The 12,847-nt window shown below is 71.4% G+C and carries 10 protein-coding genes; 6 read left to right on the top strand and 4 right to left on the bottom strand.

What is annotated here, in order from left to right; all coding sequences use genetic code 11:
* Positions 1 to 46: 46 nt before the first annotated feature.
* Together JYK17_RS30670 and JYK17_RS30675 are read left to right on the top strand one after the other, a co-directional pair.
* Entirely contained in the window at positions 47 to 535 is a 489-nt protein-coding gene (locus JYK17_RS30670) for a macro domain-containing protein (RefSeq protein WP_222811636.1), read from the top strand.
* Positions 532 to 1,437: a PfkB family carbohydrate kinase gene (locus tag JYK17_RS30675; protein WP_222811638.1), complete on the top strand. Its 906-nt coding sequence runs from the start codon at positions 532 to 534 to the stop codon at positions 1,435 to 1,437. The genes JYK17_RS30670 and JYK17_RS30675 overlap by 4 nt, the downstream gene beginning before the upstream one ends.
* Before the next feature lie 69 nt (positions 1,438 to 1,506).
* Here the strand turns inward: JYK17_RS30675 and JYK17_RS30680 are convergent, their stop codons facing one another.
* Positions 1,507 to 2,976 carry a M1 family metallopeptidase gene (locus JYK17_RS30680; protein ID WP_164932124.1) on the bottom strand — a complete coding sequence of 490 codons (1,470 nt, stop codon included), beginning with the start codon at positions 2,974 to 2,976 and terminating at the stop codon, positions 1,507 to 1,509.
* 264 nt (positions 2,977 to 3,240) lie between these two features.
* Here JYK17_RS30680 and JYK17_RS30685 point away from each other — a divergent pair, with 264 nt between their 5' ends.
* From JYK17_RS30685 to JYK17_RS30695, 3 genes are all read left to right on the top strand, one after another.
* Positions 3,241 to 5,199 carry a Xaa-Pro dipeptidyl-peptidase gene (locus tag JYK17_RS30685; protein WP_222811639.1) on the top strand — a complete coding sequence of 653 codons (1,959 nt, stop codon included), beginning with the start codon at positions 3,241 to 3,243 and terminating at the stop codon, positions 5,197 to 5,199.
* Positions 5,200 to 5,301: 102 nt separating this feature from the next.
* The gene (locus tag JYK17_RS30690) at positions 5,302 to 6,324 is read left to right on the top strand and encodes an oxidoreductase (RefSeq protein WP_222811640.1); all 1,023 of its coding nucleotides are present in this window, start codon (positions 5,302 to 5,304) and stop codon (positions 6,322 to 6,324) included.
* 71 nt (positions 6,325 to 6,395) lie between these two features.
* Positions 6,396 to 8,036: an ABC-F family ATP-binding cassette domain-containing protein gene (locus JYK17_RS30695; RefSeq protein ID WP_128801361.1), complete on the top strand. Its 1,641-nt coding sequence runs from the start codon at positions 6,396 to 6,398 to the stop codon at positions 8,034 to 8,036.
* A 71-nt stretch (positions 8,037 to 8,107) separates the two neighbouring features.
* On the opposite strand, the gene JYK17_RS30700 is transcribed toward JYK17_RS30695, so the two are convergent.
* The 3 genes from JYK17_RS30700 to JYK17_RS30705 all read right to left on the bottom strand — a co-directional run bounded on the left by JYK17_RS30700 (position 8,108) and on the right by JYK17_RS30705 (position 11,662).
* A complete protein-coding gene (locus JYK17_RS30700; protein ID WP_108015849.1) occupies positions 8,108 to 10,498 on the bottom strand; it encodes a Tex family protein in 2,391 nt (796 codons plus the stop codon).
* A 101-nt stretch (positions 10,499 to 10,599) separates the two neighbouring features.
* Positions 10,600 to 10,731 carry an LPFR motif small protein gene (locus JYK17_RS40790; protein ID WP_258198459.1) on the bottom strand — a complete coding sequence of 44 codons (132 nt, stop codon included), beginning with the start codon at positions 10,729 to 10,731 and terminating at the stop codon, positions 10,600 to 10,602.
* Positions 10,732 to 10,792: 61 nt separating this feature from the next.
* A complete protein-coding gene (locus JYK17_RS30705) occupies positions 10,793 to 11,662 on the bottom strand; it encodes an SCO6745 family protein (protein ID WP_108015850.1) in 870 nt (289 codons plus the stop codon).
* Positions 11,663 to 11,775: 113 nt separating this feature from the next.
* Here JYK17_RS30705 and JYK17_RS30710 point away from each other — a divergent pair, with 113 nt between their 5' ends.
* A complete protein-coding gene (locus JYK17_RS30710; protein ID WP_128801360.1) occupies positions 11,776 to 12,729 on the top strand; it encodes a GlxA family transcriptional regulator in 954 nt (317 codons plus the stop codon).
* Positions 12,730 to 12,847: the final 118 nt, after the last annotated feature.

Consider the following 12,847-nt stretch of genomic DNA (forward strand, 5'->3'; position numbering starts at 1 on the left):
CCGAACAGGGAGGCCCGTTGTCAGTGGCGGGACGTACGGTGGCGTCATGTCGGAGATCATCTACATCCGGGGTGACGCCACCGCGCCGTCGGTGAAGGGCGTCAAGGTAATCGCCCATGTCTGCAACGACCTAGGGGGTTGGGGAAAGGGCTTCGTCCTCGCGCTGTCGCGCCGCTGGCCGGAGCCGGAAGCGGCGTACCGCGCCTGGCACCGCGACCGCGCGTCGAACGACTTCGGGCTGGGCGCCGCACAGTTCGTCCAGGTCGAGCCGTACGTGTGGGTGGCCAACATGATCGGCCAGCGCGGTATGCGAACCGGCAGCAAGGGCGTCCCGGTGCGCTACGAGGCGATCGACGCCGCCCTCGGCAAGGTCGCCGACAAGGCCCTGGAGCTGAACGCGTCCGTCCACATGCCCCGGATAGGGTGCGGTCTGGCCGGCGGCAAGTGGTCGCGGGTCGAGCCGCTGATCACGGAGCGACTGGTGAGGCGCGGCGTCCAGGTCACCGTCTACGACCACGGGGAGGGCGGAAAATGAGCCGCGACATCGACGTACTCGTGCTGGGCGGCGCAGGCGTGGACACCATCGTGTACGTGCCGCAGTTGCCGCTTCCGTATGCCGACAGCTACATGATCGAGCGGGGGATCCGCACCCGCGCGGGCCAGACCGGTGACTTCGTGGCCCTGGGGCTGGACGCCCTCGGCCTGCGGGTGCACCACCTCGACATGCTCGGCGACGACCCGGAGGGCGACCTGGTGCGCGCCCTGCACAGGGAGGCGGGCATCGAGTTCACGGCGGTTCCGCACCCCGCGGGGACCAAGCGCGCCGTCAATCTCGTCGGCCCCGACGGCAGACGGCTGTCCCTGTACGACGTGAGCCGTACGCAGGGCGAGGACCGCTTCCCCGAGGACACGGTGCGCGCACTCGCCGGGGCGAGCCGCCACGCCCACGTGACCATCACCCAGCCCTGCGCCGACTCCCTGCCCCTGCTGCGCGAGTCGGGCGCGACGCTCTCCACCGACCTGCACGACTGGGACGGCGAGAACCCCTACCACGAGCCCTTCGCCCACGCCGCGGACGTCGTCTTCCTCTCCGCCACCGCCCTCGACGACCCGGAACGCACCATGCGCCGCATCGCCGACCGCGGCCGCGCCGAGGTGGTCGTCGCCACGGCAGGCGCGAAGGGTGCCTACCTCCTCGCCGACGACGAACTCACCCACATACCCCCGGCCACACCCCCCGGCCCGGTCCTCGACTCCAACGGGGCGGGCGACGCCTTCGCAGCCGCCTTCCTCTACGGCTGGCTCAACCGCGAAACCCCCCGCCGCAGCGCCCTCTACGGCACCGTCGCAGGCGCCCACGCCTGCACAGTCCCGTCCACGAACACGACACCACTCACCCGCGAAACCCTCTTGGCGAACGTGACGGCAACCCCCTGAGGGGCGCGGGGAACTGCGCGACCAACCACATCCGTCCCGCAGCCCCCACACAACCGAACCCGGCACCCTCTAATGGGCACCGTCAACAGCGGCCGCGATCTTCTTCCACGACCGAGGCTGCACAACGGCCGACTTGGCGAGAGCCACCCCTGCGGGCTTGCTCGGCTGGAACAGCCACGTGTCGAACAGCGCCCCCAGCGACTTCCCGGACACCTTCTCCGCGTACGCCTGGAAATCGGCGATGGACGCGTTCCCGTACGCGTGCTCCTGCGGCCACCCCTTGAGGATGGCGAAGAACGCATCGTCGCCGACGGTCTTCCGCAGCTCCTGGATGGCCAGCGCCCCGCGGTCGTAGACGGCGTCGTCGAACTGATGGTCCGGCCCGGGGTCACCCGGCTTCACGGTCCAGAACGCGTCGTCCGCCGGATGCGAGGCGTACACGTAGTCGGCGAGTTCCTGCGTCGTGCCCTCGCCCTCGTGCTCGGACCACAGCCACTGCGCGTACGTGGCGAAGCCCTCGTTGAGCCAGATGTTCTTCCAGCCCTTCAGCGACACGCTGTCGCCGTACCACTGGTGCGCCAACTCGTGCACCACGACAGAGGCGTTGGAGCCCTTCGCGAACTGCTTCGGGCTGTAGTAGACCCGGGTCTGCGTCTCCAGCGCGTACCCGGTGGTCGTGTTCGGGACATAACCGCCCGCCGAACTGAACGGATACGGCCCGAAGTAGCCGCTCAGCCAGTCGACCAGCTCCCCGGTGCGCTCCACGCTCGCCCGCGCGGCCCCGTCGTTGTCCCCGAGGTCCTTGCTGTAGGCGTTGACGACCGGGACCCCGCCCTCGGAGGTGCTGGTCGTGATGTCGAACTTCCCCATCGCCAGCGTGGTGAGGTACGTCGCCTGCGGCTTGTTCTGGCGCCAGCTGTAGCGGGTCCAGCCGAGCTGTGAACTCGTCGACTGCAGCGTGCCGTTGGAGATGGCCTGGGTGCCGTCCGGTACGGCCACCGAGACGTCGTAGGTCGCCTTGTCCAGCGGGTGGTCGTTGCTCGGGTACCACCACCAGGCCGCCTCGGGCTCGTCGGCGGCGACCGCCCCGTCCGGCGTGCGGTGCCAGGTGTTGAAGCCGTACGCGCTCTTCGTCGAGGGCACGCCGCTGTAGCGCACGACCACGGTGATCGGGGTGCCCTTGTCGAGCGGCGTCCTCGGCGTGACCACCAGCTCGTGCTGGCCTGAGGTGGTGAAGGACGCCTTGGCGCCGTTGACCCGCACCTCGCTGACATCCAGCAGGAAGTCGAGGTCGAAACTGGACAGGTCCTGCGTCGTCCTCGCCAGGATCGTCGCCGTACCGGACAACTCGTCCGTCGCGGGCTGGTACTTCAGGCGCAGGTCGTAGTGGGAGACGTCGTATCCGCCGTTGCCGTAGGCCGGGTAGTAGGGGTCGCCGATGCCCGGAGCGCCGGGGGAGTGGCTTGCGGCGGACGCCGGGATCGCCAGCATCAGGGAGGCCGCAGCGAGTGCGCCCGGCGCGATGATTCTGCGGTGCACGAAAGCTCCAAGTGGTAGGGGCACGAGGTCTGTTCGCAGCCTATTGAGTCCCTGTGGCCCCGGGCATGTCCATAACACCCCCTGTCACACGATCGCCATTCGGCCGACATGGGCCCCTCCGCACCCTCCGCGCCCTCGGGCCCCGCCGCACCCGCCGGCCCCTCCGCACCAGGAACCGATCCGGCCACGCACGCCCCGCACGGCCGCCCAGGACGTCCTACGGCCCTCTTCTGCACGGCAGTTGCCCGATGTACCGTCCCGCGCATGCCGATACGCATGCGCTTCACGACCTGGAGACCGCTCGCGACGGCGGCCGTCGCCGCCCTCATGGCAGCCCTCCTCACCCCGGCGACGGCCCACGCGGCCACCTCGTCGCCGCGGGAGAGCCGACCCGTCTACTCGTACGCGAACGCCATCCGCGAGGCCGTATGGGTGGACACCGGACTCGACGGCGACCGCGACGGACGGCACGACCGCGTCGCCGTCGACATCGTGCGCCCCCGCGAACCCGCACAGCAGGACCGCAAGGTCCCCGTCATCATGGACGCCAGCCCGTACTACTCCTGCTGCGGCCGCGGCAACGAGAGCCAGCTCAAGACGTACGACGCGCAGGGCAACGTCGTCCAGATGCCGCTCTTCTACGACAACTACTTCGTGCCCCGCGGCTACGCCGTCGTCGGCGTCGACCTCGCCGGCACCAACCGCTCCGACGGCTGTGTGGACGTGGGCGGCCGCTCCGACATCCAGTCCGCGAAGGCCGTCGTCGACTGGCTCAACGGCCGGGCGAAGGCGTACACGACCCGCACCGGCGCCACGACCGCCAAGGCGAGCTGGACCAACGGCAGGACCGGCATGATCGGCAAGAGCTGGGACGGCACGATCGCCAACGGCGTCGCCGCGACCGGCGTCAGGGGCCTGAAGACCGTCGTCCCGATCAGCGCCATCTCCTCCTGGTACGACTACTACTTCGCCCAGGGCGCCCCGCTCTACGACTCGGGCCCCGACTGGCTCTCGGACTACGTCGACAGCCCCGACGCGCAGGCCAGGTGCGCCGCGGTGCAGCAGCGGATCGTCGACGGCGCCCCGCGCACCGGCGACTGGACCCCCTTCTGGACCGAGCGCGACTACGTCAAGGACGCGAGCAAGGTACGCGCGAGCGTCTTCCTCACCCACGGCATGCAGGACCTCAACGTCCGCACCAAGCACTTCGGCCAGTGGTGGGACGCCCTCGCCAAGAACGGCGTCGAGCGCAAGATCTGGCTCTCCCAGACCGGCCACGTCGACCCCTTCGACTTCCGCCGCGGCGCCTGGGTCGACACGCTGCACCGCTGGTTCGACCACGAACTCCTCGGCTACGACAACGGAATCGACCGCGAACCGATGGCCGACATCGAACGCCACCCCGACCAGTGGGTCACCGCCACGGTCTGGCCCCCGCGCGGCACCGCGGCCACGACGCTGCGCCCCGACCGGGGCACCCAGGCGGGCGTCGGCACCCTCGGCCTCACCAAGGGCCACGGCAGCGAGACCTTCACCGACAACCCGCAGTTGAGCGAGACCGACTGGGCCGCCAAGATCGCCACGTCCACCCCCGAGAAGGCGGGCTTCCTCACCGGTCCCCTCACCCACGACCTGCGCGTGTCCGGCTCCTCCGAGGTGACGGTCACCGCGACCCCGACCACGAGGACGGCCCACCTCTCCGCCGTCCTGGTCGACCTCGGCCCCGACACCATCCGCGACTACGCGGACGCCGGCGAGGGCATCACGACCGGCACCGACCGCAGCTGCTACGGCGCCAGCACCGCGGGCGACAGCGCCTGCTACCGGAACACCGCGGCGAAGAAGACGACCGTCGACTACACGGTCTTCAGCCGAGGTTGGGCCGACCTCGGCAACTACGCCTCCCTCCACAAGGGCGTCCCACTCACCCCGGGCAAGGCCTACACCATCACCCTGAACCTCGCGGCCACCGACCACATCGTCCCGGCCGGCCACCGCCTGGCCCTGATCGTCGCAGGCACCGACAAGGACCTCATCGACCCCCCGGCCGACAAACCAACCCTCACCCTGAACCTCTCCCACACCCAGGCCCAAGTCCCCATCGTGGGCGGCACAAAGGCCTTCACCCGAGCAACCTCCCACACCACGACCGCCCCCAAGGCAGTACCGCTGAAGGGCGTTCACGACACAAACACCGCCCACCGAATCCCCGCCGGCTTTTAGGGGCGCGGGGAACTGCGCGCCCAGCCCCAACACACCCGCAGCCGCCGAACAACCCGTCCCCGCACCCCGGTGGAGCGCGGGGATGGTGGGAATACTCACAGCATGTCTGCCGAGTACGCGTCCTTCGGCCTGGCACCGGCGATGCGTGCCGGTGGAGTCCTCGCCAACGGTGACTACCAGGTCCACCGGGATTTCGTGGACTTCGTCGTCGACGGACGGCCGTTGCTGTTCCAGCTCTCCGACCTCGACGCCGTCTCCCCGCTCGCCTCCGACGTACCGCCCGCGATCTTCACCGAGCAGGTCCGCAGCCTGCTGCTGGAGGCGCGGGCGCCGCTTCCCGACGGGCGCTACGTCATCTACGGCTGCCCGGACTGCGCGGACCTGGCCTGCGGCGCGGTCACTGCGGTCATCGAGCGGGACGGCGAGGACTACATCTGGCGGGACTTCGCCTGGCAGACCGGCGAACACGCCGATCTGGAGCTCAACGGCTACCACGGCATAGGGCCGTTCCGCTTCCGGGGTGCCGCGTACCGCGAGGCGCTGGACGCCCTTCTCGACGGCGCCGGCACGAGCCCGCGCCGCCGGGTGCTGCTGATCGGCGCCCGCGTCGCCCTGCTCGCCAAGCTGGCCGCGGCCCTGTGCAGCATCGGCATCGGCGCCGACATCGCCCACGACGCGCACGGCGTCCCCGCCGACGAACTGCGCGGCTACGGCGCCGTCGCCTTCGGCCGCGCGATCACCCAGGAGCAGCGTGCCGCCGTGCGCCGCGGCTTCGAGCAGGCCGGCGTCGAGGTGGCGTACGTCGAGGGCCTCGCACCGATCGTCCCCCTGCTCGTCGCCCAGATCGAACACGCCCTGGACCGCAGCCCGGTGCAGCTGCGTCGGCTGACCCGGCTGGTGGCGGCCGACGGCGAGGCCGGCATCGAGGTCACCTCGCCCTGCCGGGTGCGTCTGACCGCGTACCGCCTGGACCGCCTCTACCGCACCCACACCCACGAGGTCTTCGACGGCGTCCTCGAAACGGGTCGTCATCGCATCGCCCTGGACGCCAAGGCCGTCAAGGGGGAGTCCTTCGTGGTGGCCCGGACGGCGGGGAGCGTGCTGGTGGAGGCGATGGCGCGCTGAGGGAGAGGGCCCCCTCCGCGGTGAAACGCCGAGGCGGGCGGCCCGCGCCGGCCGTTAGGATCGGCGGCCTGATGACTGCCACACTCGTCGCCAAGAACCTCGCCGCCGGGCACGGCGATCGCTCCCTGTTCGCCGGGCTCGACCTCGTCGTCGCACCCGGCGACGTGATCGGGCTGGTCGGTGCCAACGGCGCGGGCAAGTCCACCCTGTTGCGGATGCTCGCGGGTCTGCTCGCACCGGAGGAGGGCGAGCTCAGGCTCTCCCCGCCGACGGCGACCGTCGGCCACCTCCCGCAGGAACCGGAGCGTCGCCCCGGCGAGACCGTCCGCGCCTTCCTGGCCCGCCGCACCGGCGTCGCCGAGGCGCAGCGCGTGATGGACGAGGCGACCCAGGCCCTGGTCGACGGAGCGCCCGGCGCCGACGACGCCTACGCGGCGAGCCTGGAGCGCTGGCTCGACCTCGGCGGCGCCGACCTGGAGGAACGGGCCGAGGAGGTCGCCGACTCCCTCGGTCTCGCGATCGACCTGGACCAGCCGATGACGTCCCTGTCCGGCGGCCAGGCGGCCCGCGCGGGCCTCGCCTCCCTCCTGCTGTCCCGCTATGACGTCTTCCTCCTCGACGAGCCGACCAACGACCTCGACCTGGACGGCCTGGAACGCCTCGAACGCTTCGTCTCGGGCCTGCGCGCCGGCACCGTCGTCGTCAGCCACGACCGCGAGTTCCTCACCCGCACGGTCACCAAGGTCCTCGAACTCGACCTCGCCCAGGGCCGGATCAGCCTCTACGGCGGCGGCTACGAGGCCTATCTGGAGGAGCGGGAGGTCGCTCGCCGGCACGCCCGCGACGACTTCGAGGAGTACGCGGACAAGAAAACGGCCTTGCAGGAGCGGGCGCAGACGCAGCGCTCCTGGATGGACAAGGGCGTGAAGAACGCCCGGCGCAAGGCGGGCAACGACAACGACAAGATCGGCCGCAAGTTCCGCAGCGAGGCCAGCGAGAAGCAGGCCGCCAAGGCCCGCCAGACCCAGCGCATGATCGAGCGCCTGGAGGTCGTCGAGGAGCCCCGCAAGGAGTGGGAGCTGCGCATGGAGATCGCCTCGGCGCCGCGCTCGGGCGCCGTGGTGGCCACCCTGCGGGACGCGGAGATCCGGCGCGGCGGCTTCACCTTCGGGCCGGTCTCCCTGCAGATCGACTGGGCGGACCGGGTGGCGGTGACCGGGGCCAACGGCTCCGGCAAGTCGACCCTGCTCGGCGCCCTGCTGGGCCGCATCCCGCTCGACGCGGGCGCCGCCTCTCTCGGCTCCGGCGTCCTGGTCGGCGAGGTCGACCAGGCCCGTCAGTTGTTCCACGGCCCGGAGGCCCTGCTCGACGCCTTCTGCGCGGCCGCACCGGACATCGAGCCGGTCGACGTACGCACTCTGCTGGCCAAGTTCGGCCTGAAGCGCGAGCACGTGCTGCGCCCGGCGGCGACCCTCTCCCCGGGCGAGCGCACGCGCGCGGCCCTGGCGCTGTTGCAGGGCCGGGGCGTCAATCTGCTGGTGCTGGACGAGCCGACCAACCACCTCGACCTGCCGGCCATCGAACAGCTGGAGTCCGCCCTCGACGCCTACCGGGGCACGCTCCTGCTGGTCACCCACGACCGCCGCATGCTGGACGCGATCGAGGTGACCCGCCGCCTGGAGGTGGCGGACGGGAAGGTGACGGAGCGCTAGAAACGCTCCGGGGGAGGGGCAACGCCGGACACGCCCCGCGGGAGGGGCGGATCCCGCCCCTCCCCGTCAGCTCACCGCTTGCCGTTCTTCGGGTCCACCAGCCCCGCCCGGCGCAGGGCGTCGGCCATCGCGCTGTTGGCCGGAGGCGGAGCCTGACGCGAGCCCCCGCCCTGACGCGGACCGCCGCCCTGGCGCTGGCGCTGCTGGGGCGGACGACCGCCGCGCTGCCGGCGTTCACCGCCGTCGCCGCCGCCCTGGCGACCCTGTGCGGCCGCCTCGTCGTCGAGGCGCAGGGTCAGCGAGATCCGCTTGCGCGGGATGTCGACGTCGAGGACCTTCACCTTGACGATGTCGCCCGGCTTGACGACGTCCCGCGGGTCCTTGACGAACGTCTTCGACATCGCGGAGACATGCACCAGACCGTCCTGGTGGACACCGACGTCGACGAAGGCACCGAAGGCGGCCACGTTCGTGACCACGCCCTCCAGCACCATCCCGGACGACAGGTCGGCGATCTTCTCCACGCCCTCCTTGAAGGTGGCCGTCTTGAACGCCGGACGCGGGTCGCGCCCCGGCTTCTCCAGCTCCTTGAGGATGTCGGTCACCGTCGGCAGACCGAACGTCTCGTCCACGAACTGGTCCGGCTGCAGCGAGCGCAGCACCGCCGTGTTGCCGATGAGGGACGCCACTTCCTGCCCGGACGTCTTCACCATGCGGCGCACGACCGGGTAGGCCTCCGGGTGCACGCTGGAGGCGTCCAGCGGGTCGTCGCCGCCGCGGATGCGCAGGAAGCCCGCGCACTGCTCGTACGCCTTCGGGCCGAGCCGGGCCACGCCCTTCAGCGCGGTGCGCGAGGTGAAGGGGCCGTTGGCGTCGCGGTGCGCCACGATGTTCTCCGCGAGGCCCGAGGTGATGCCGGAGACGCGGGCCAGCAGCGGGGCCGACGCCGTGTTGACGTCCACACCCACGCCGTTCACACAGTCCTCCACGACCGCGTCCAGCGAGCGCGACAGCTTCACCTCGGACAGGTCGTGCTGGTACTGGCCGACGCCGATGGACTTGGGGTCGATCTTCACCAGTTCGGCGAGCGGGTCCTGCAGCCGGCGCGCGATGGAGACGGCGCCGCGCAGCGACACGTCCATGTCGGGCAGCTCCTGCGAGGCGAACGCGGAGGCCGAGTACACGGACGCTCCCGCCTCGGACACCATCACCTTGGTGAGCTGCAACTCCGGGTGCTTGGCGATGAGTTCACCGGCGAGCTTGTCGGTCTCGCGGGACGCCGTGCCGTTACCGATCGCGATCAGCTCGACCGCGTGCTCCTTGGAGAGCCGGGCCAGCTTGGCGATCGCCTCGTCCCACCTGTTGGCCGGGACGTGCGGATGGATGACGTCGGTGGCCACCACCTTGCCGGTGGCGTCGATGACGGCGACCTTCACGCCCGTACGGAAACCGGGGTCCAGGCCCAGCGTCGCGCGCGTGCCGGCCGGGGCGGCGAGCAGCAGGTCGCGCAGGTTGGCCGCGAACACCTGGACGGCCTCGTCCTCCGCGGCCGTGCGCAGCCTCAGGCGCAGGTCGATGCCGAGGTGCACCAGAATGCGGGTGCGCCAGGCCCAACGGACCGTGTCCTGCAGCCACTTGTCCCCGGGGCGCCCCTGGTTGGAGATCCCGAACTTGGAGGCGACGATGCTCTCGTACGAGGACGGGCCGTCGGTGGGCTCCTCCGGCTCCAGGCTGAGGTCGAGGACGTCCTCCTTCTCGCCGCGCAGCATCGCGAGAATGCGGTGCGAGGGCAGATCGGTGAACGGCTCCGCGAAGTCGAAGTAGTCGGCGAACTTGGCGCCCGCCTCCTCCTTGCCGTCCTTGACCTTGGCGGCCAGCCGCCCGCGCACCCACATGCGCTCGCGCAGCTCGCCGATCAGGTCGGCGTCCTCCGAGAACCGCTCGGTCAGGATCGCGCGGGCGCCGTCGAGCGCGGCCTGCGGGTCGGGTACGCCCTTGTCGGCGTCGACGAACGCGGCCGCGGCCGCGAGCGGTTCGACGCCCGGGTCGCCGAGCAGTCCCTCGGCCAGCGGTTCGAGACCGGCCTCGCGCGCGATCTGCGCCTTGGTGCGCCGCTTGGGCTTGAACGGCAGATAGATGTCCTCGAGCCGGGCCTTGGTCTCGGCGCCGCGGATCTGCGCCTCCAGCTCGTCGGTGAGCTTGCCCTGCTCGCGCACCGAGTCGAGGATCGCGGCGCGCCGCTCCTCCAGCTCCCGCAGATAACGCAGCCGCTCCTCGAGCGTGCGCAGCTGCGCATCGTCGAGCATCTCGGTGGCTTCCTTGCGGTAACGGGCGATGAAGGGCACCGTCGAACCGCCGTCGAGCAGCTCCACGGCAGCCTTGACCTGCCGCTCCCGTACGCCGAGTTCCTCGGCGATCCTGCCTTCGATGGTCCCGACTGCGCTGGACCCGGCTGTCGTCACGATCCCGTACCGCCTTCTCACTGAGGTTGCGCCGCAATTGTGGCAGGTGGCACCGACAGTCGGGGATCAGGGCGGGCACCCGGCGGGCCGGGGCGCCGGAATCAGGCGCCGCGGCCGCGCGTGGAGGACGAGGCTCCGCCGAAGAGGCGGGCGAGAGCCCGGAAGGGCAGCGTCACGACGGTGGCGATGGCGCCACCGATCTGGCGCAGGACATCGGCTATGGCTCGGAACACGGAATTCCCCTTTCCTCTGCCGGCCACGGCGGCCGGCAGAGGTGCGGGTACCCGCATTCGATCAGTCCTTGCCCACCAGATCCGCGGGAAAGGCCCCGGCGCCTACCGCGGCCCTCGCGAAGGCCCTGCCCAGCTCGGTGAGCCGCTCGACGCCCGGTGCGCCCAGGTGCTCGTAGGGCGCCCGGTCGAGCCGGTCCGTGTCCGCCTCGATCCGCGCCCGCAGCGCGACGCCCTGCTCGGTCAACTCGCCGTTGTCGTCCAGCAGTCCGCGCCCGCGCAGCCGCCCGCAGGCCGCGTCCCACTCCTCCCGGCTCCACCCGCGCGTGGCGAACACCCACTTCGGCGTCATGCCCTTGCCGGTCGCGGTGTGGGTCACCACGGCCTCCAGGCCGTCGAGTTCCGCGGCCATCAGCAGCGCCACATGTCCGTCGCCCCGGTGCTCGCGCAGCAGGGTGGCGGCGTGGAAGAGCGCCATGTGCGGCTGCTCGGGGACGGGCAGGTCGGCGTGTGCGGAGTACAGCGGCCGGGCCGGGCGCGTACAGGCCTCGGTGGCCCGCAGTGCCAGCCGCGCGGCCTCGGCCATCTCCGGGGACGCCAGGATCTCCTCGCCCAGCAGCCGGCGCAGGGTGGCGTCGACGGCACGCGCGCGTGCGTCCAGGATCTGCCCCGGTGTGGCGCTCTGCCACACCCCGGGCACATGTCGGGCCACGAGCTCGTACTTGTAGTTGTAGAAGGCCGCCGCCACCGTGCCCGGTCCGACCGGCCCCAGGGCGGCCCCGCGTACGGCGAAGTTGCGCGCCTTGGGGTGCGTGATGCCGAGGGCGCTCAGCTCCTCGCCCAGGTCGGGCGAGAAGTAGTGCGTCGCGTGCAGGGAGTTGAGCACGTTGTGGCAGCGGCGGCCGGCGCGGGACTCGAGGACGGCAGTAGTCATGCAGCGCAGGTTACCGACTGGTTGGTATGTACGCCAGAGTGGGGCTCGGTATGGCAGGAAAGGTGGGGTGCTCGTCATTGCGGACATCGGACGCGGCCCCAAGAATCGAAGACATGCGTACCGTCCTGGTCGTCCTCTTCGACGATGTGCAGAGCCTCGACGTCACGGGCCCGGTCGAGGTGTTCAACGGCGCCGAGCAACACTGCCCGGGGACGTACCGCATCCGCACGGTCAGCCGCGACGGCCGGGCCGTGCGCACCTCCAGCGGCCTCACCCTGGTCCCGGACCACTCCTTCGCCGACGCGCCGCCCGCGCACACCCTGCTGGTCCCGGGCGGCGCCGGCACCCGGCAGCCCGACCCGCGCCTGCTGGCCTGGCTGCGCGAGAACGCCCCGCGCGCGGCGCGTCTGGTCTCGGTGTGCACCGGCGCGCTGCTGCTCGCCGAGGCGGGTCTGCTGGAGGGCCGCCGGGTGACCAGTCACTGGTCGGTGTGCGACAAGCTGGCCCGCGAGCACCCGTTGGTGGAGGTCGACCCCGACCCCATCTTCATCCGGGACGGCGACCTCGCCACCTCGGCCGGCGTCACCTCCGGCATCGACCTCGCGCTCGCGCTCGTCGAGGAGGACACGGGCCGCGAGACCGCCCTGTCCATCGCCCGCCATCTGGTGGTCTTCCTGCGCCGCCCGGGAAACCAGGCCCAGTTCAGCGCCCAGCTCGCCGCGCAGACGGCACAGCGGGAGCCGCTGCGCGAGGTCCAGCACTGGATCACGGAGCACCCGGGCGAGGACCTGTCGGTGGAGGCGCTGGCCGCCCGCGCCCGGCTCTCGCCCCGCCACTTCGCCCGGGCCTTCCAGGGCGAGACCGGCATGACACCGGGCCGCTACGTCGACCGCGTCCGCCTGGAACACGCCCGCCGCCTGCTGGAGGAGTCCGCGGACGGGATCGAGGAGATCTCCCGCAGCTGCGGCTACGGCACCCCGGAGGCGATGCGCCGCGCCTTCGTACGGACGCTCGGCGCGGCGCCCGCCGAATACCGGCGCCGTTTCCGCCCGGCACCCGCCCACTGACCACCCGAGACCACCCGCCCAACCGCCGAACCATCCGAACCATCCGAACCATCCGAACCATCCGAACCATCCGAACCGGCCGAGCCAAGGGGGAACCCATGCAGTTCGCGATCGTCCT

Source organism: Streptomyces plumbidurans (genome assembly GCF_019857225.1).
GTDB classification, from domain to species: domain Bacteria; phylum Actinomycetota; class Actinomycetes; order Streptomycetales; family Streptomycetaceae; genus Streptomyces; species Streptomyces plumbidurans.

Bases quoted from the DNA above. Each gene is read 5' to 3' on its own strand.
- JYK17_RS30675 (WP_222811638.1), top strand. From the start codon at position 532: ATGAGCCGCGACATCGACGTACTCGTGCTGGGCGGCGCAGGCGTGGAC.
- JYK17_RS30695 (WP_128801361.1), top strand. From the start codon at position 6,396: ATGACTGCCACACTCGTCGCCAAGAACCTCGCCGCCGGGCACGGCGAT.
- JYK17_RS30670 (WP_222811636.1), top strand. From the start codon at position 47: ATGTCGGAGATCATCTACATCCGGGGTGACGCCACCGCGCCGTCGGTG.
- JYK17_RS30690 (WP_222811640.1), top strand. From the start codon at position 5,302: ATGTCTGCCGAGTACGCGTCCTTCGGCCTGGCACCGGCGATGCGTGCC.
- JYK17_RS30685 (WP_222811639.1), top strand. From the start codon at position 3,241: ATGCCGATACGCATGCGCTTCACGACCTGGAGACCGCTCGCGACGGCG.
- JYK17_RS30705 (WP_108015850.1), bottom strand. From the start codon at position 11,662: ATGACTACTGCCGTCCTCGAGTCCCGCGCCGGCCGCCGCTGCCACAAC.
- JYK17_RS30710 (WP_128801360.1), top strand. From the start codon at position 11,776: ATGCGTACCGTCCTGGTCGTCCTCTTCGACGATGTGCAGAGCCTCGAC.